This is a genomic window from Microcoleus sp. bin48.metabat.b7b8b9.023 (assembly GCF_013299185.1).
Classification (GTDB): domain Bacteria; phylum Cyanobacteriota; class Cyanobacteriia; order Cyanobacteriales; family Microcoleaceae; genus Microcoleus.
This window is the reverse complement of sequence record NZ_JAAFKG010000019.1, coordinates 40,510-57,194: the sequence shown is the minus strand read 5'-3', so window position 1 is coordinate 57,194 and position 16,685 is coordinate 40,510. Positions and strand designations below refer to the sequence as shown.

General features: G+C 45.6%; 16 protein-coding genes. 10 read left to right on the top strand and 6 right to left on the bottom strand.

Features of this window, described 5'->3' with window-relative positions; genetic code table 11:
• Positions 1–386 precede the first annotated feature (386 nt).
• On the top strand, positions 387–569 hold the full coding sequence (locus QZW82_RS13315; protein ID WP_293148857.1) for a hypothetical protein: 183 nt from the start codon (positions 387–389) through the stop codon (positions 567–569).
• 489 nt (positions 570–1,058) lie between these two features.
• Entirely contained in the window at positions 1,059–1,496 is a 438-nt protein-coding gene (locus QZW82_RS13310; RefSeq protein ID WP_293148855.1) for a hypothetical protein, read from the top strand.
• A gap of 387 nt (positions 1,497–1,883) precedes the next feature.
• Here the strand turns inward: QZW82_RS13310 and QZW82_RS13305 are convergent, their stop codons facing one another.
• The 3 genes from QZW82_RS13305 to QZW82_RS13295 all read right to left on the bottom strand — a co-directional run bounded on the left by QZW82_RS13305 (position 1,884) and on the right by QZW82_RS13295 (position 6,480).
• Entirely contained in the window at positions 1,884–3,428 is a 1,545-nt protein-coding gene (locus QZW82_RS13305) for a sulfite exporter TauE/SafE family protein (protein ID WP_293148853.1), read from the bottom strand.
• Entirely contained in the window at positions 3,418–4,818 is a 1,401-nt protein-coding gene (locus tag QZW82_RS13300) for a hypothetical protein (protein WP_293148851.1), read from the bottom strand. Before QZW82_RS13300 ends, QZW82_RS13305 begins: the two co-directional genes overlap by 11 nt.
• Positions 4,819–5,265: 447 nt before the next feature.
• Complete coding sequence (locus QZW82_RS13295; protein WP_293148849.1) at positions 5,266–6,480, bottom strand: DUF4331 domain-containing protein; 1,215 nt, start codon at positions 6,478–6,480, stop codon at positions 5,266–5,268.
• Between the two features lie 384 nt (positions 6,481–6,864).
• Between QZW82_RS13295 and QZW82_RS13290 the strand changes: the two genes are divergently transcribed.
• The 4 genes from QZW82_RS13290 (at position 6,865) to QZW82_RS13275 (ending at position 9,922) form a co-directional block, all read left to right on the top strand.
• Positions 6,865–7,431, top strand: coding sequence for a sigma-70 family RNA polymerase sigma factor (locus QZW82_RS13290; RefSeq protein WP_293148847.1), 567 nt, complete (start codon positions 6,865–6,867; stop codon positions 7,429–7,431).
• A gap of 146 nt (positions 7,432–7,577) precedes the next feature.
• Entirely contained in the window at positions 7,578–8,159 is a 582-nt protein-coding gene (locus QZW82_RS13285; protein ID WP_293148845.1) for a cupin domain-containing protein, read from the top strand.
• A gap of 389 nt (positions 8,160–8,548) precedes the next feature.
• Positions 8,549–9,016: a hypothetical protein gene (locus QZW82_RS13280; protein ID WP_293148843.1), complete on the top strand. Its 468-nt coding sequence runs from the start codon at positions 8,549–8,551 to the stop codon at positions 9,014–9,016.
• A 108-nt stretch (positions 9,017–9,124) separates the two neighbouring features.
• Positions 9,125–9,922, top strand: a complete 798-nt coding sequence (locus QZW82_RS13275) for a hypothetical protein (protein ID WP_293148841.1) — start codon at positions 9,125–9,127, stop codon at positions 9,920–9,922.
• Positions 9,923–10,264: 342 nt separating this feature from the next.
• Here the strand turns inward: QZW82_RS13275 and QZW82_RS13270 are convergent, their stop codons facing one another.
• The 3 genes from QZW82_RS13270 to QZW82_RS13260 all read right to left on the bottom strand — a co-directional run bounded on the left by QZW82_RS13270 (position 10,265) and on the right by QZW82_RS13260 (position 12,392).
• The gene (locus QZW82_RS13270) at positions 10,265–10,807 is read right to left on the bottom strand and encodes an acireductone dioxygenase (RefSeq protein ID WP_293148839.1); all 543 of its coding nucleotides are present in this window, start codon (positions 10,805–10,807) and stop codon (positions 10,265–10,267) included.
• Positions 10,808–10,876: 69 nt separating this feature from the next.
• Complete coding sequence (locus tag QZW82_RS13265; protein ID WP_293148837.1) at positions 10,877–11,014, bottom strand: hypothetical protein; 138 nt, start codon at positions 11,012–11,014, stop codon at positions 10,877–10,879.
• Positions 11,015–11,183: 169 nt separating this feature from the next.
• Positions 11,184–12,392, bottom strand: coding sequence for a NupC/NupG family nucleoside CNT transporter (locus QZW82_RS13260; protein ID WP_293148835.1), 1,209 nt, complete (start codon positions 12,390–12,392; stop codon positions 11,184–11,186).
• 71 nt (positions 12,393–12,463) lie between these two features.
• On the opposite strand from QZW82_RS13260, the gene der reads away from it, so the two are divergent.
• The 4 genes from der (at position 12,464) to pipX (ending at position 16,305) form a co-directional block, all read left to right on the top strand.
• Positions 12,464–13,825 (top strand): ribosome biogenesis GTPase Der, encoded by a 1,362-nt coding sequence (der, locus tag QZW82_RS13255; RefSeq protein ID WP_293148833.1) that lies wholly within the window; start codon positions 12,464–12,466, stop codon positions 13,823–13,825.
• A gap of 405 nt (positions 13,826–14,230) precedes the next feature.
• Positions 14,231–15,226 (top strand): energy-coupling factor transporter transmembrane protein EcfT, encoded by a 996-nt coding sequence (locus QZW82_RS13250; RefSeq protein ID WP_293148831.1) that lies wholly within the window; start codon positions 14,231–14,233, stop codon positions 15,224–15,226.
• A 329-nt stretch (positions 15,227–15,555) separates the two neighbouring features.
• On the top strand, positions 15,556–15,993 hold the full coding sequence (acpS, locus tag QZW82_RS13245) for a holo-ACP synthase (protein WP_293148829.1): 438 nt from the start codon (positions 15,556–15,558) through the stop codon (positions 15,991–15,993).
• 42 nt (positions 15,994–16,035) lie between these two features.
• Entirely contained in the window at positions 16,036–16,305 is a 270-nt protein-coding gene (gene pipX / locus QZW82_RS13240) for a transcriptional coactivator PipX (protein WP_293148828.1), read from the top strand.
• Positions 16,306–16,685: the final 380 nt, after the last annotated feature.

Here is a 16,685-nt window from a genome sequence, read left to right as displayed (position 1 = left end):
AGGATTTAAGGGTGGAATTCTGAGGAGCATCTCAATTTTTGCAAAAATATATTTTTTCTTTGAGTCCCTTCCTCGCTCGCGATATACACTTCGCTCTTCGGGGACAGCACTATAAAATGCAAAACACAGAGGCTCCCGAAGTCAGAGAAAAGAAACAAAAACCAATAACGAAGAAATCGCAGGCAATATTTCGCCTCTCCCCCTCTCCCCCTCTCCCCCTTTCCCTCTCTCCCCTTCTCCCCTTCTCCCCCTCTCCCCCTCTCCTCGATCGTGATATCTATCACTAAACTAGCGTTGGCGCGATCGCACCTGCGGTAGACGATGTTTTGTATGTTGTAGGTGTAAAAGAAGTTATGCCTTAGGGCGTATGTATTGGAGACAATGCCATGTGTGAAAAACTGTTTTTAGCAGCGAGCTTAACTTTATTAGTTCACATCTTTGCCGGAGTCGGCACTTCCGCGAAATTACCGGTAAATTTCGTATTGCGATCGAGCGATCGTCCGACACAAATCCAGAAACTTCCCTTTGTTACAGTACCTGCGAGCTTCAAGTCAAACGTCGAATCCTAACGATCCGTGCCAAATAGTACGTGCAAGTGGGATTTATCGCAAGGCAGAGCCTGTCTAAAGTTTTTTTTTCAAGCTGTTCTCTTTTCTATTTGACTCTTCACAACTGATCGCTTTGTAGTAAGAACTTCAGTCCTCATTAAGACCGGCTAACAATAACGGAAGTGCTTGCTACAAACCCTAAATGAATAATGAGTAGCAGCTCCGATATTAATTGCCATAAAACATTTAACAAATCTCAACATCAAGTTGTGCAGTCAAAACCTTCAAACCCAAAAAAATCTGTAATCCCGAGTAAAGCATCAAAATAGATCTACGATCGCGCTTGGGTTAATTTTTTTTGCGATCGCACAACCAGAAAGCAATTGCACTATCTGTGTTGTACAGAGTTTTGCTTCCGGGACTATCCGATCTGAAGCGTATTGATATATAATCGCCAGATGAAGCTCAAAGCTGATAACCACATAGACTGTTAAATCAAGGAAAGTGAAAATGGGACTTAGCGATATTCTTTTGAATGAAAACAAGAGAGACACTATTGTTGATGACTGTGTAAAGTTGATAGACAAACAAGTTGCAGCAGCACCGGGATTGGGCGGCCTTGCTCTGAAAGCTGCCTACTCTACCGTTAAGGGGATACGGGCTGACTATTGCGCCCAAGTCGTCGATCAACTTTTGCCCGAAATCTCGATCGCACTCGATCCAATGTGGACTGAAGCCGTAAACAATGGCAACCCAGTCGCATATCTAACTGAAAGAAAAGCTCAAGTAGCAGATCAATTGCTCCAAATCAGTGACAAAAAAGCCGAAAACAGCACCAGAGCAGTTGTCAAAGGCGCCTATGGCAAACTCCGCCCCTCCGCTAAGACTTACGTCGAAAACGGCATACCAGATTTAGCCGCAATTATAAATAAACATACCGCGAGCTGATTTTCAATAGGTGGGGATTTCCCGCCAATTGAATAAATCTACTCGTTACCAGCAATTCCTGGTAAAACAGCCGTAGGGTGCGTCGAAGAAAGAAAAATCCCTAAAAAAATATCGACAATCTCATAGCGACGCACTCCTACAAAAACACTCAAACAAAAAAACTTATTTTGTAGCATTACTTTGAAAAACTGGTACAGCGGTTCTCAGAAATATGAGGTACGTTGTTGGGCTTGGGCCCTCTTAGTTGATAGTTTAGTGGTTATATAAGCTGTCAGTCATACCTCATGTTTTGAGAAAAACTGGTATTACTTTATCAGATGCCTCAGTACAAAGATTTTTGATTCACAAAATCATCAAAGCTGACGCACCATAGCATCTTAAATTGTCTTATCCATTGCCAATTACCCACTGATTCGCAGCCAATATTTTTAGAATAGCCTCTCCGGTAATGCCCAGCCCCAAAAACATTACCACCACCGCGCTAATTGCAGGCATAAATTTGACTGCTGCAATCTGTTTCGGCAGTCTATCAAAATTCCGTTTGGCATAAACTAAGATTAAGCCGATCGCACTCAGCACCAAAGCCAATCCCAAACTAAAGGCTACCACGAGCGTCATCCCCAGACCAACATTGCCCAAAGCCGACGCGCTCAACAGCATCACCAATGCGGAAGGACAAGGCAACAATCCCCCGGAAATGCCCAACACTAACAAGCTTTTCCAAGTAATCGGAGAACCGTCAGATCCTGGTGGCAAATGTGAATGAAGGCGGCCGTCTCCATGATGGTGGTAGTGCTGAGATATAGGTGGTTTGACAGGTTTAAATTCTCTTTCCCAAGTTCCCCTACTCAAAAGATTTACTGGTTCCTCAAGGTTCGTAGTAAGGACTTTAGTCCTTGGGTTTTTGCGGACTAAAGTCCTCACTACGAACCTGGTTTTGCGGACTAAAGTCCTCACTACGAACCTGGTTTTGCGGACTAAAGTCCTCACTACGAACCTGGTTTTGATTCTTTCTGAAAGTAGTTTGATGCCGATGATTGCTACTAATAAGCCTGAGATTAAACTCAGCCAAGGATCGAGTTTTTCTGGCTCGATTATGTTAGAAGCAAATAATGTAATTGCGCCTACAGCAAACACGCCAGCAGTGTGAGTAATTGTAGTTGTTGCTGCTAGAAATACAGCGTGTACTGGAGTAGCCCGCGAACCAACTAAATAAGCGCCGACTATGGTTTTCCCATGTCCGGGTGACATCGCGTGCACGCATCCCCAAGTAAATGCTCCGACTACTGCTAGCACAAAACTCCAACCTGACTCCCAGATTGATTCTTTTCCAGCTAACAAAAATTCTCGGTTGTGTGGCGTAAATACAATGCTTTTGACAGCACCAGCTTCGACAATTGTAGCTTGACAGCTAGCTGTCGGAACTCCGGGCAAAAATAAATTGTATTTAATCCGCATTTTGTTGTTTTTTGAAGTTACGCTAGATTCTGGCCAGGTGTAGTTTAAGATTAAGGTGCTATGGGTATTGGGCTGCTGGATCGAGCTGGCACTCTTAGCTATTTCCAGGGGTTTTACTGTAACCGATCCGGGAATCTTGCTACTTTTGGTGATGCTAATTTCTTGACTAAAAAACTTTTCTAGTTCTGTTTTGTGATTCCTAACTTCTGCCAGTTGTAACTGTCCGTCTCCATTGTCGTCGGCAAATTTTGTTAGGCCGGTGGGAAAGGTTAATGTTATTTCGGTTTGCAAATCGTTGACGATGATTTCGGCTACTGATAAGTCTGACCAGTGGGAATAAACTGGTTGGGTTGAGTTTGTACAAAATAGTAAGATTGTGAGCGAAAAAAGAATTAAATATTTTCGCATTTTTTGCCAGTTTTTGTGCATGGTTGGTTTTAATTTGATGTGTTTGTGGCTAATTTCAAAATTCATAACTTCCCAAACCCAATGCTTGACGAGATCGACTATCAAAACTCGGATCGATTTCCTTCACCTTTTGAAAATAAGCGCGAGATTCGGCATCTTTTCCTAAAGTCTTAGCGATCGCACCAGCCCGATAAAACATCCCAGCATCGCGAATTCCCGATCGCACAATTTCAACCATCACCCGATCGGCTTTTTGCCATTCGCCAGCACTAGAAAGCGCCCAGGCGTAAATATCCAGAGTCACCGCATCCCTGCGAATTTTCACCTCTTCCTGCATTAACAACAGCGCTTCGGCGACATCCTGCGATCGACCTTTTTCCAGCAACAAACTCGCCAAATCGCGCCGGTGCCCGAAACCGCCAGAAACCTGTTCCTGTCGCAGCCCAGCTTCTGCTTTGTCGCGCAGTCTCCCCGAGGATCTCGCATCTCCCTGCAACTCCTTCACCCTCGCCATACCGCGATCCACCAGGCGATCGAACACCGTCGCAGCCCCGCCAGAATAGGCAGAAACCTTGCTGTAATTAGCCTCAGCTTCCCGATAATTTCCCTGGCGCGTCTCCAAATCCGCCAAATAAATCAGCGCTAGCGGGTATCGCGGAACCAACCGCAACGCTTCCAAAAATAGCGCTTTCGCCTGCACAAACTGCCCGCGGCGGGCGTAAAATCGACCCAAGAGCGATCGAACTCGCGCCGATCCAGCAATCTCTCCCGGTTCCTCCGCAGCCATTGCTTGCCGGTAATCCTGCAAAACCTCCGCGTCTCGCCCCTGCGATTCTCTCACTAACGCTCTTAATGTGAGAGAACCTAAGTTAGGAATCCGATTAACTAAGGCTTCTGCGGCTATACTTGCCTCACCGATTTTTCCGGTGGCTAAGTGAGATGTGACGGAAAGGGCGATCGCATCTTCATTGTCAAAACCCACCTGTTTCGCCAAGCGCAAAGCCGTCGCAAAATCGTGTCTGGCCTCGGCAATTCGAGCTAAAACTAGCAGCGCGCCTTTGTTGTCAAAAGGCAAAAGGGCGATCGATCTTTCTGCGGCTTGTTCGGCTAATAAAAACCAACCACCTTCCCCAGTTACGCGAGCCATTTTCAAATAAGCACTCGCCAAAGCAGCCCGATTCAAACCGCTTTTTGAATCAACAGCCAATCGCTGCTGGTAAAAAGCAATTTCCTGCTGAATAGCTTCCTTTTGATTCGGATTGTTCCTCAAAGTTTCCGAAAACTGATAGCGGTAATTAGCATCGAGATTTGCCGTACTTTTATTAGCAATTTTTCCTGAGATTTCACGCAGATTGGGCAGCAAATTAACTGCGACAATTCCCACTATCGGCAGTCCGATGAGAAGCAACCACCAGAAAAGATCGGATTTAGGTTTTTGTGATTTGTTGGCAGTCATATTGTAGGGTGCGTCATTATTGGATTTAGCACGAAAAACTACGATTTTATTTGATAAGGTCGGCTCATGCTTGAGCCAAGGTACGTTGTTGCGCTTCAGCGCTCTTTATAAATATTAGGAAAGAGCGAAGACAGCGCAACAACGTACCTATTGTTAGGTTAGTTTTCTCGGGTGCATCTAATTGTGGCAAGGGCGAAGGAAGCATTTCGGCACATAATTTATGAACCATAATCTGAGATTTACCGCCGAAATGCTTCGCCCCTACGAATATATTTGCAAAAAAGAGATGCTCCCGTTTCCTCGGTGATTGTAGAAGGTGCGTCGCTCTGACATTGTTGCTTTTTTTTCAGTATTATCGATAGCGACGCACCCTACAAATAACTTCAGCGCTCTTGATAAATATTAGGAAAGAGCGCCCAAGCGCAACTACATACCTATGACTATTAACTAATTCGGCAAAGCCAAATAAGGAAAATTCGGTTCTAACGGTTTGTGTCCCTGAGCCGGATTTCCAGGAGCTCCGTTATAAGAAACGTTATCGCTAGCCGGAGAACCCACCAAAGCTCCCAAAGTGATATCAACAACATCGTCCAAAAGCAAACGACCTCCGATCAAACTTCCTTGAGCATTTGCCGCACTACCGTAGCCGCTGGGCCTTGTGGTATCGATCCGCAGGACATCCGGTAAGAAAGCTTTGGCGATCGCATTTGCATCCACATTATCCTTACCGTCCAAAAGATCCACAGCATTGAGAGTAGCAACAGCTTCCTGTCGCACCGGAGCAGCAGCAGCACTCAAATCCAATCTCGGAGAAATAGTATTAAATGCTTCCAGAAACTGGGGAGTAACTATCAACGCCTCATTAATTCCCGGTCTCGCCAAACGCTCGAATTGTTTGAAACCGCCAGCTCCATCCCTCACAGAAATAGTTGACCAAACATCAAAAGTATTCGCGCCTGTTCCTGCTTGCAGAAATGCCTTCGGAACGCGCACCGCAATGGTATTGACGTTGTAGCCTTTAGCAAAGTCGAGCGCTTGACTGGCTGGCTTGAAACCTACTTTAGGGCCCGTTCCCAAAGCCCCAGCCCGGACTCTAAAAAATTGTTCCACATCAAAGAAAAACGGATCTTCCCGCAAACCTGCAAATACAGTTAAGTTAGAACCGCCCACAGGTACTGTATTCAAAACAGCATTAGAATTCAGCGGAGTTGTGGCAATTAAACCGCCATTAACCGTTGTCTTAGTTGTGGTCTGGGAGCCGCCGCGCACAACAGTCATCGCTACCGCTTGCATACCTTTACTGTTAGGCGGACTGAAGGCAAACCGCAAGATAATATCGGCACGTCCAGTCGGTGTAGAATTTACATCACCTACCTGCGTGATGTGAAATTGGTAAAGGGCTGTGGTGCTGAAATAATATTGATAGCGGGCTACAGACCGAGGATTTGAATTCATTGTAAAGACTAAATCCCCGTCCGCAGCGCCGGAGTTTTGATCTTTTTCGCGATAGACGTATAAGTCGGTTAAATTGACAGCGCGACCTTTGATATCGACTTCGCCGTCATCGTGGTCGGAAGCGGCAATTATCCCAGGAGTTAATACAACAATTAAAGCTGCTTCAATTGCTAGGATAATTCGGCGAATTTTCTTGGTGAGTTTCACAGTTAGCACCTATCTTTTACTGAGATTTTTACAAAAATTAATCGCAAATAACCCACCTTCGCGGGTTTTACTTTGGTCGCCACAGGTTCAACTTGTTAACCTGTCGGGCTTTTGGGAGGTTGCTGAGCCTTCTCGTAATTGGTATACGAAGTTTTGGCTATTTTGGATCTGTACAGCAAGATTAGGTATGAAAAACTATGCAGAAGTGATAAACTGCAATATAAATCGGATAGATTACAATTCAAAGCATCACAGAATTAGCCCGCAAAGGCATACTTATGCTTGCATCCCCAATTGACTTACAGTTATGTTCTATAGTGATATACGCCGAATATTTAATTTTGGATCTGTACGCTCAAAACAAAATTTTTCAGGTACACTGAGATGACAGGGGAAAAGTTAAGTGATGAATCGCTGCTGTTAGTGCAGATTGCCCAGAAAGACCAAGCAGCATTAGCTAAACTGTACGATCGCTACGGTCGTGCAAGTTTCGGTCTCGCTTACAAAATTCTGGGTTCGGTAGAAGAAGCTGAGGAAGTTGTGCTCGATGTTTTTTCCCAAATTTGGCAAAAAGCAGCAACTTACGATCCCAGTCGCTCTCGTGCGGATACTTGGTTATTTATGCTTACCCGCAGTCGTTCCCTCGATCGCCTCCGAGTGTTGCAGCGAACAGTCCGCGCCGCAGACGCTTGTCTGGAAGATGCTAAAATTCCGTCTGCGCGTATTGCAGAACCGATGGAAGATGCAATACTTGAAGAACGCAGCGCCCAAGTCAGCGCAGCCCTAGAAAAACTGCCACCAGAACAGCGAATTGCGATCGAACTAGCCTATTACGAAGGATTGACTTGTGCGGCAATCGGCACTAAACTCGGTATCCCGACAGGTACAGTTAAAACTAGAATTCGGTTGGGAATTTCTAAGTTGCGCCAAACTTTGAGCGAAGAGTTTTAGATTGTCAAAAAAACAAAATTTAAATTGTTTAATATCGATCTAAACCTATGGCATCTCCAATCTTCCATCTTGAGTGCAATGGCAAAAAAAAATCGAAAATCTAAAATTTAAAGTCTAAAATTGATAATGCCGGAGAACTGATGGAAATGATGCCAGACGAGGAGTTTAATCTGCTTGCAGCGCTTAAAGCTCTCGATACCCTTGATGAGTCAGAACGCAGCGCACTTGCCGAGAAATTGCAAGCATCCCCAGAACTTCAAAGCGAATTAGCTGCCTTTGAAACAGCAATTTCTGCGATCGCCTATACAGCCCCTGCCGTTCCCGTCGCCCCCGACCTCAAAAACCGCCTGTTGCAGCGCATAGCCGAACTACCAATTGTTACATCGCCCACAGAAAATAATCCGCCATCTTTAATTGTGCGATCGCGCGATGTCAAATGGAGACCCTACTCAGTTCCGGGAATCTCGATCGGCAAGCTTTATCTTGACAAAAAAAAGCACCAAATTACTTGTTTAATGAGGCTGGAACCGGGAGTAACTTTTCCCCTGCACCGACACGCGGACTCGGAGGAGGTATTTGTATTAGAAGGAGACTTAACTGTAGAAGGGGAAGTTTGCTATCAAGGCGATTATATTCGATCGGTTCCCGGTTCCATTCATTCGCCCATCACCGAGGGGGGATGTTTGCTGTTAATCAAATCTTCTACAAATAACGAAAGGCTCGTTTGAATCCATACCTAAATCTATTCTGGGACGGGCATCTTAATAGGAAAAATTGGATTAACATCAAATTCGATCGCATCCTCTTGCATTCATCTCTATCTTCTCTCTCTGTGTTCTCTGCGCCCTCTGCGGTTAAATAATTCCGATCCAACCGGAAACGATATAAAGCCGGAACTCCGCGACAAATTAAAAGAAGACGATTCATTACTCCAAGCTAAGAGGGCTAAAGCCCAACAACGTACCTCATAAAGCCGGAGGAACTCCAGGACAAATTAAAAGAAGACGATTCATTACTCCAAGTAAGAGGGCTGAAGCCCAACAACGTACCTCATCTTTCTGAGAACCGCTATAGGTCGTTGTCAACTGTCAACTGTCAACTGTCAAAGGATAGTGCCATGCTAAATTACTGGCGTTTAACTGCTCTAATGTCCGCCGTTATTATACAATTTGTTCCCAAAAGTGCGATCGCCCAAGAACGTGAAGGATGCTTTCTAGTCAACTCAGCGGGAGAAGTAATTAACTTAAACCAGTTGTGCACGCCCCAAGACTCGGGAGTCAAGCTAACAGGAGACGACGGGAAATTTATCGAAGACTACAAACGGTTAGCCAAAAACTACTCTCCCGACGCAACAGGCGCTTTATTGCAAGGAATCCAAAGCAACCCCAATCAAAAAATTGCGGCCGCGAAAAGCATATGCGCCCAAGCCAAAGCGGGAGTTTCTCTGCCGGAATTTAAATTAAGGGCGATCGGGCAAGCTGGTAGTATCGAAAATCCCACGGCTAAAGAAAGTTTTCTCGCCGAAGCCGATATTATCACAACTCTTGCAGGCAATCATTACTGCCCGGAATTAGCCAGCAAGTAAGATTGTAAAATATTTAGAGACGCGGCAATCCCGCGTCTCTATTTGCAGTTAAAATATGATTAATATTCCTCTTGTCGCGCCACGACTCAGGAAATTACCCCGCATGAGATGAAACATTTAAAATCAAGTTCCGCCGATTTGCGGGATTTATTCAAAGACAGCATCACCGTTAAATACCTTGCGGAACCGCTAAAATCTGTGCCGGCGGGCGAAGATGCTGCTAAATTGCGATCGTGGATGGAGGCGCGCGATTTTGATGTGCTCGGGATCGAAGAAAACGGGACGGTTTGCGGCTATGTGGAAAAAGCGCACTTAATGACAGGTAAGTGCAGCGATTACCAGCAAATTTTCCACCCATCGCAGTTAATCGCCGCCTCGACTCCGTTGATGGAATTGCTACCGCTGCTGCGAGAAAAACCGAGATTGTTTGTCTTGGAAAGCAACCGCATCAACGGGATTGTCACCTGCGGCGATTTGCAAAAAGCGCCGGTGCGGATGCTGCTGTTTGGGTTGGTGACGCTGCTGGAAATGAATTTATTGCGGATTGTGCGGATTTACTTTCCCCAAGATTCGTGGCAGAAGTGGCTGAAGGGCGATCGTATTGTAGCAGCAAAACACCTGTGGGAATTGGGGCGATCGCGAAATGAGGCAATTGACTTGATCGATTACCTGCAATTCTGCGACAAGCGAGATTTAATCCTGACGAATGCCGAAATAGTCGATCGACTGGGGCTCAAATCCAAACGTTACGGGGAGCGTTTTTTGAAGTCAGCAGAAGCATTGAGAAACAAATTAGCACACGCCCAAGACTTAATCAACGGTTCTTCGTGGCCGGAAGTAATTCTTCTCGCCCAGGAAATAGAAGCGCTGTTGCAGCGATGTGAAGAAATTGAAATTTCTCTATGAAATAGCGCAAAAAACCCAACAACATCCAAAGGTACGTAGTTGCGCTTCAGCGCTCTTTAGACTTATGAAATAGCGCAAAGAACACAACAACATCTAAAGGTACGTAGTTGCGCTTCAGCGCTCTTTAGACTTATAAAATAGCGAAAAAATCGCAACAACATTCTAAAGGTACGTAGTTGCGCTTCAGCGCTCTTTAGACTTATGAAATAGCACAAAAAACACAACAACATCTAAAGGTACGTAGTTGCGATCTTTGCACTCTTGTCTAGATGAATGAGCGCTGAAGCGCAACAACATACCTAATACCTAAAAATTAGCTTTCATATACGTTTTATCTTCGACCTAGTTTTTAATTTTCAACTTCCTATTAGTATACTGAGGAACCCACCCTTGAGCAGTGGTGTAATACTGCACAGCTTTCAAGTACAGCAACGGAGTAAGATAAAACCAATGTTCTGTATTAGGCGGTACTTTAATATATTCTTCAGCTTGCAACATTAATTGTACCTGAGAGCCGTTAGGATAGACAAACCCAAAAACACATTCCCCAGCTAAAACGTGCAGAACTTCTGCATCTGCGTGGGTGTGAGTGCGATCGCTTTGAGTCATCAGCGGGTAAATCTGTGGCGAACCGGGATGCAGCACTTTTAAGTCGCACCACTGACATCCGTTGGCGCGCTTGAAGTATTCAAACTCGGTTTTAAATGCTGCGAGAATGTGCTGTTTTTCTGTGACATTGAGAATGTCTTGCAGTAGAATTTGTTTAACCGCAGGATTTTCCTGATTTGACAGGCGATCGAGCTCAATATTTAAAACAGCCAGTTGGCTGGCGATCGCCCCGATATCGGTATATGTCCTACCGTCTTCTAGTTGCAGAACAGCCATATTACATCACCTATTAATTTCGCTTAGAAGAGAATTTAGTTGCCACTTTCCATATACTGTTGTTACAGACTAAATTCCTGCTTGTTTTCCATAATAGCCGATCGCTAAAATTAGATGTTTTTCGTTATATTTTATTAAACATTTACCATAAAGAATTGGTTGAAAGCCCCAACCCCGAGCGGAAGAAATTACGATCCGACTATTCATTACTCCAATCTTCTTCCTTCTAGGTAGAGGTCGCTCTTAAACTGTCAACTGTCAACTGTCAACTGTCAACTGTCAAACATACTTTAATTGTCAAATTTTAACTTTTATTTAATAACCTTGAGAGTAGAGAGTTGGGTGCTTGTGGCGCACCTTACAAAACTCAAAACTTTTAAACGAGCATTCCCGCAATACAAGCAGTCATGAAACAAGCCACAGAACCAGCAATCATCGCCCTCACGCCCAACCGAGCCAAATCACCCTTGCGCGATGGCGCCATCGCACCAATCCCCCCAATTTGAATCCCGATGGAACCAATATTAGAAAAGCCGCACAAAGCATAAGTCGCAATAATTACCGATCGTTCCGAAATAGCCTGTTGCTTCACCAATTCCATCAAATCCAAATAAGCAATAAACTCATTTAAAATCGTCTTCTTCCCCAAAATAACTCCTATTTTTCCACAATCCGCCCAAGGCACGCCCATCAGCCAAGCCACCGGAGCCATGAAATAAGAAAGAATCCATTCCAGTGACAACTGAGGCAAACTAATCAGCCCTCCAAACCAACCCAAAAGCGCATTAAAAAATGCCAACAAACCCAAAAAAGCTATCAGCATTGCCCCCACATTAGCCGCTAATTGCAAGCCGTCGCTAGCACCAGAAGCAGCAGCATCCACGGCATTAGCATAAACCTGTTCTACCTTAATTTCCACCTCGCCAGCAGTCAGGGACTTTTCAGTTTCTGGATACAGCAATTTAGAAATTGCCAAAGCAGCCGGTGCCGACATCACCGACGCAGCAATTAAATGTTGAGGAGACACGCCAAAAGAAATGTAAGCCGCCATGACTCCGCCAGCAATTGTCGCAAAACCCCCCGTCATCACAGCGTGCAGTTCCGAGAGCGTCATCGTTGCTACATAGGGTTTAATTAACAGTGGTGCTTCTGTTTGACCGACAAAAATATTGGCAGCACAGGAAAGAGTTTCTGCACCGGAAGTTTTCATGGTTTTAATCATGCCCCAAGCGACTGCCTTCACCACTCGCTGCAAAATACCGTAGTGATAAAGTAGGGTGATAAATGAAGAGAAAAAGATAATAGTGGGCAGGACTTTAAAAGCGATCAAGTGATCGGTAAATTTATCACCAAATACAAACTTTGCCCCAGCATCAGAAAAATTCAGAAATTGAGTGACTAAATCTCCCAAAAATTTAAATGCCACCAAACCCGGAGCAGTTTTGAGAATCAAAATTGCAAAAATTAGCTGCAAAGCAATTCCCCACAGTACGGGAGGCCACTTAACAGCCCGTCGATCGACTGAAAAGGCGTAGCACAAACCGACAAAAACTCCTAGCCCCAACACAGAAATAAGTCTTTCCATTTCAGTCACATTCCCTTATAATTAAAGATTAAAGCTCAAAATTACGGCGCAGCCTAATTGCTGCTACTTTTATGCCTCTACCTATAGTTGCTATTATTGGACGCCCCAATGTAGGCAAATCGACGATCGTCAACCGTTTAGCCAACAGCCAAGACGCGATCGTCCACGACGAACCGGGAATTACGCGCGATCGCACGTACAGGCCAGCATACTGGGGCGATCGCGAATATCAAGTCGTAGACACCGGCGGGCTAGTATTCGATGACGAGACCGAATTTCTGCCATTAATCCGCGAACAAGCAATGGCGGCCCTCGCAGAAGCCAGTGCAGCCATTTTTGTAGTAGACGGAAAAACCGGACTCACCGGCGGCGACGAATCCATCGCCTCTTGGCTGCGAGTGCAAAAAGTCCCCGTCATTCTCGCCGTCAACAAGTGCGAATCGGAAAATACCGGACTTACCCAAGCAGCAGACTTTTGGACGTTGGGACTGGGAGAACCATACCCCATTTCCGGGATTCACGGTAACGGTACCGGCGAATTGCTAGACCAATTAATGACTTACCTTCCCACAGAAATAGAGCCAGAAGTAGATGAAATCAAAGTAGCAATTATCGGTCGTCCCAACGTCGGAAAATCCAGTTTGCTAAACGCATTTCTCGGAGAAAACCGCGCCATCGTCAGCCCAATTTCCGGCACAACCCGCGACGCAATTGACACCATAGTAGAACGCAACGGTCAAACCTACCGCCTGATCGACACAGCCGGAATTCGTAAAAAGAAAAACGTCGAATACGGCGCCGAATTTTTCGGAATCAACCGCGCCTTCAAAGCCATCCGTCGGGCAGATGTCATACTGCTAGTAATAGATGCAATTGACGGCGTTACCGACCAAGATCAAAAATTAGCCGATCGCATCAGCCAAGAAGGTCGAGCCTGCATCATCGTCATCAACAAATGGGATGCCATAGAAAAGGACAACGACACCATCTACGAGTACGAAAAAACAGCAAGAACTAAACTGTATTTCCTCGACTGGGCAGAAATGATCTTTGTCAGCGCCATGAGCGGACAGCGAGTTGAAAAAGTCATTGAATTAGTAGACAAAGCCTCCGACGAACACAAACGCCGCGTCGCTACCGCCGTCATCAACGAAGTCATAGAAGAAGCCACAACCTGGCACTCAGCACCAGTTACCCGCCAAGGAAAACAAGGCAAAATCTATTACGGTACCCAAGTGCGATCGCAACCGCCAACAATCGCGCTATTCGTCAACGATCCCAAACGCTTCACCGAAAACTACCGCCGCTACATGGAAAGCCAATTCCGCAAACACCTAGGCTTTACTGGTACACCAATGCGGCTGCTGTGGAGAGGCAAAAAAGTTCGCGCCAGCGAAGTCAGCACCACAAACAGAGCACTGCGCGTGAAGTAATTCCAGACTTGAGATTAAAGAAAAAACGCAGTTTAACGATCTAAGCAAATTGCGTTTTTTTATTTTCTCTTCCTTCCTTCTTTCTCTTTCTTCTTTCTCTTCCTTCGCGTCCTAGCGCTGACGCGCGGCTTCGCCTAAAGCGTCTTCGCGGTTCAATAAATTAGATCTCTTGTATCATCACGTCCCGTCGATTACCATAACAAAAACCGTTCGTAGTGTGGACTTTAGTCCGCAGCATTTTGCGGACTAAAGTCCACACTACGAACCTTATTGCGGTCAATCAGTTTGATACAAAAACCGCAGATATAAGGCAGATAAACACAGACAAACGCAGATAATTTCCAGATAATTTGGAAATGAATGCAATAAGTCTATTAATATTATTAAAAATCTCAAACCGACAACATGGATTTACTTCGCTCGCTCCCTATTGGACTTTATCTAGAACAACCCGTAACCTGGCTGCACCGGCTAGACTCCCGCGTCAAACTAGCCTGGTTGATGACATTTCTAATTGCGCCCATACTCGCCAATCCCGTTTGGCGGTTGATGCTAGTAGTAATGTTAATCGTACTGACACTAAGCGCAGCCATTCCCTTCCGTGTCTGGAAACAGCAAATGGGACTGCTGCTGCTATTCTGCCTTTTAGTATTTTGCCTCAGCGCGATCGCCCCTGACGCACTTCCATCAGAACATCGGCCCCGCATCCCCGCCGACGAATTAACCTTTTCCCAACAACCCGCAACCCTTCCACCCGCTCAGAATCCCAAACCCTGGTACAAACCTTTTAATTTAGGCTCAAACTCTCCAACCCAAACTCCTAAAGTTCAAACCCAAAATAAACTCCCCCAACCCACAAACTACAGTTACGTTTTATTCAAACAAGGCCCTGTTAAAATCACCCGCAAATCCTTAGATTTAGCTATCAACGTCAGCACTCTATTCTTTACAGTAATTTACAGCACCAACCTCTACCTGCTCACCACAGCCAGCGAAGAAATTACCGCCGCCATCGAAAACTTAATGCAGCCGTTGCGCCGCTTGCGCTGGCCAGTCACCGAAATTGCCCTAACATTAACCTTATCTTTGCGCTTCATTCCCCTCGTATTAGAAGAAATACAAAATTTAGTGCGATCGGTCAGCACCAGAGCCATAAACTGGAAAAAACTCGGATTTCGCCGCGCCGCTCAAGTTTGGTTGACTATCGCCGAGCGCCTGTTAGAAAACTTGCTCCTGCGAGCCGAACAAATTGCTAGCGCCATGAAAGTTCGCGGCTTCACCAGTCCCGATCGACACCGTGTAGAATGGCACCAGTTGCACTTCAAAATCCGAGACTGGATCGCCCTCGGCTGCTTGATCCTCCTCTGGAGTGCCCGCTTGGTTTGGGGTTGGGACAGTTAGTTAACAGTTGACAGTTGACAGTTGACAGTTGACAGTTGACAGTTTCCAACAATAATGCAGGTGTAAGCTGTTGAGCATTTAAAATGGTATTGTAGGGTGCGTCAATTTTAAGGCGTTTCCCATGTACGGTCAGTGTTGTAGCTGACGCACCCTACGTAAATAGTTAGTGGTTTAAATGCTCCACAGCTTACTTAGTCCTACAAAGCGCCTATCCAGTCAGTCATCCCCAATTCTTCAACTCTTCAACCTCAAATCTCAAATAATCTGAGATACTTCCACGCGATCGTCCTGCTAAAGTAATGGATGCAAATATTTAGAGATCCAAGACCTTGAACATCTATCTTGGGACAGATATCGTATATGTTCCGCGCATTCAAGCTGTATTAGATCGATTTGGCGATCGCTTCCTAGAAAAAGTTTACACGAGGGCAGAACAAAGAGACTGCGGACAACTAAATTCTCAAGACAGCAGCATTAAAGGTAAAATGAACCGAGTTTCCTGCAACCAACTAGCGGGGCGGTGGGCAGCAAAGGAAGCTGTTGTCAAAGCTCTAGGCACGGGATGGCGGGGAATACGGTATGCTGATGTCGAAATTCAGCGCTCCGAAAACGGTGCTCCTAACGTGCAACTGCACGGAACCGCCGCAGCACAAGCCTCTGTTTGGGGAAATTGCCAGTGGCAGTTGAGCCTCAGTCACGATGGAGACTATAGTATGGCTACCGCGATCGCCCTTTGCACCCCGCGATCGAGCGAAACTCAAATCTAAAATCTAAATCTTTAATCTAATATCGATCGATTGTGAGAGTGAATGACTACCGAAACCTACCTGAATCATCCAAACTTTGGCCTCCTCTTCAGGGTATCCCAGGTTGAAGACAGCCAAGAATTATTTACCACCCTATACGCCCAGCGCCTATTTTTCTTAGTAACCAACGGCCCTGGCGGCCTCAGATTCGATCCTATCAGTCGATCGGACGCTCGCCTCATGGTCGAAATTCGCCTGCGAACCCTCCGTCGCAGCGGTCAATATCAGGAATACGACCAATTGCAGGCAATTCACCAGCGCACCTTTCAATAGCCAAAATCGTTCAACTGTTGACAGTTGACAATTGACAGTTGACAGCTAGAGAGCGACCTCTACCTATAAGTCCGAGTATTGGAGTAATGAATAGTCTGATTTTAATTGATCCCGCTCCGGCGGGCGGGCTTTCAACCAATTCTTTCTGGTAATCGGTAATTGGTAATCGGTAATTGGTAATCGGTAATCGGCAATTGGTAACTTGGTAATTGATATAGCGGTTCTCAGAAAAGTGAGGTATGCCCAATGCCCAATGCCCTGTTTGGCCTTCTTCCCAATGCCCAATGCCCTATGCCCTATGCCCAATGCCTATGAGTACCTCATGTTAGTGAGAAAGGCTATATCTGTCTTAATTGTCCTGCCCTCCTGTCAAGAGCGTT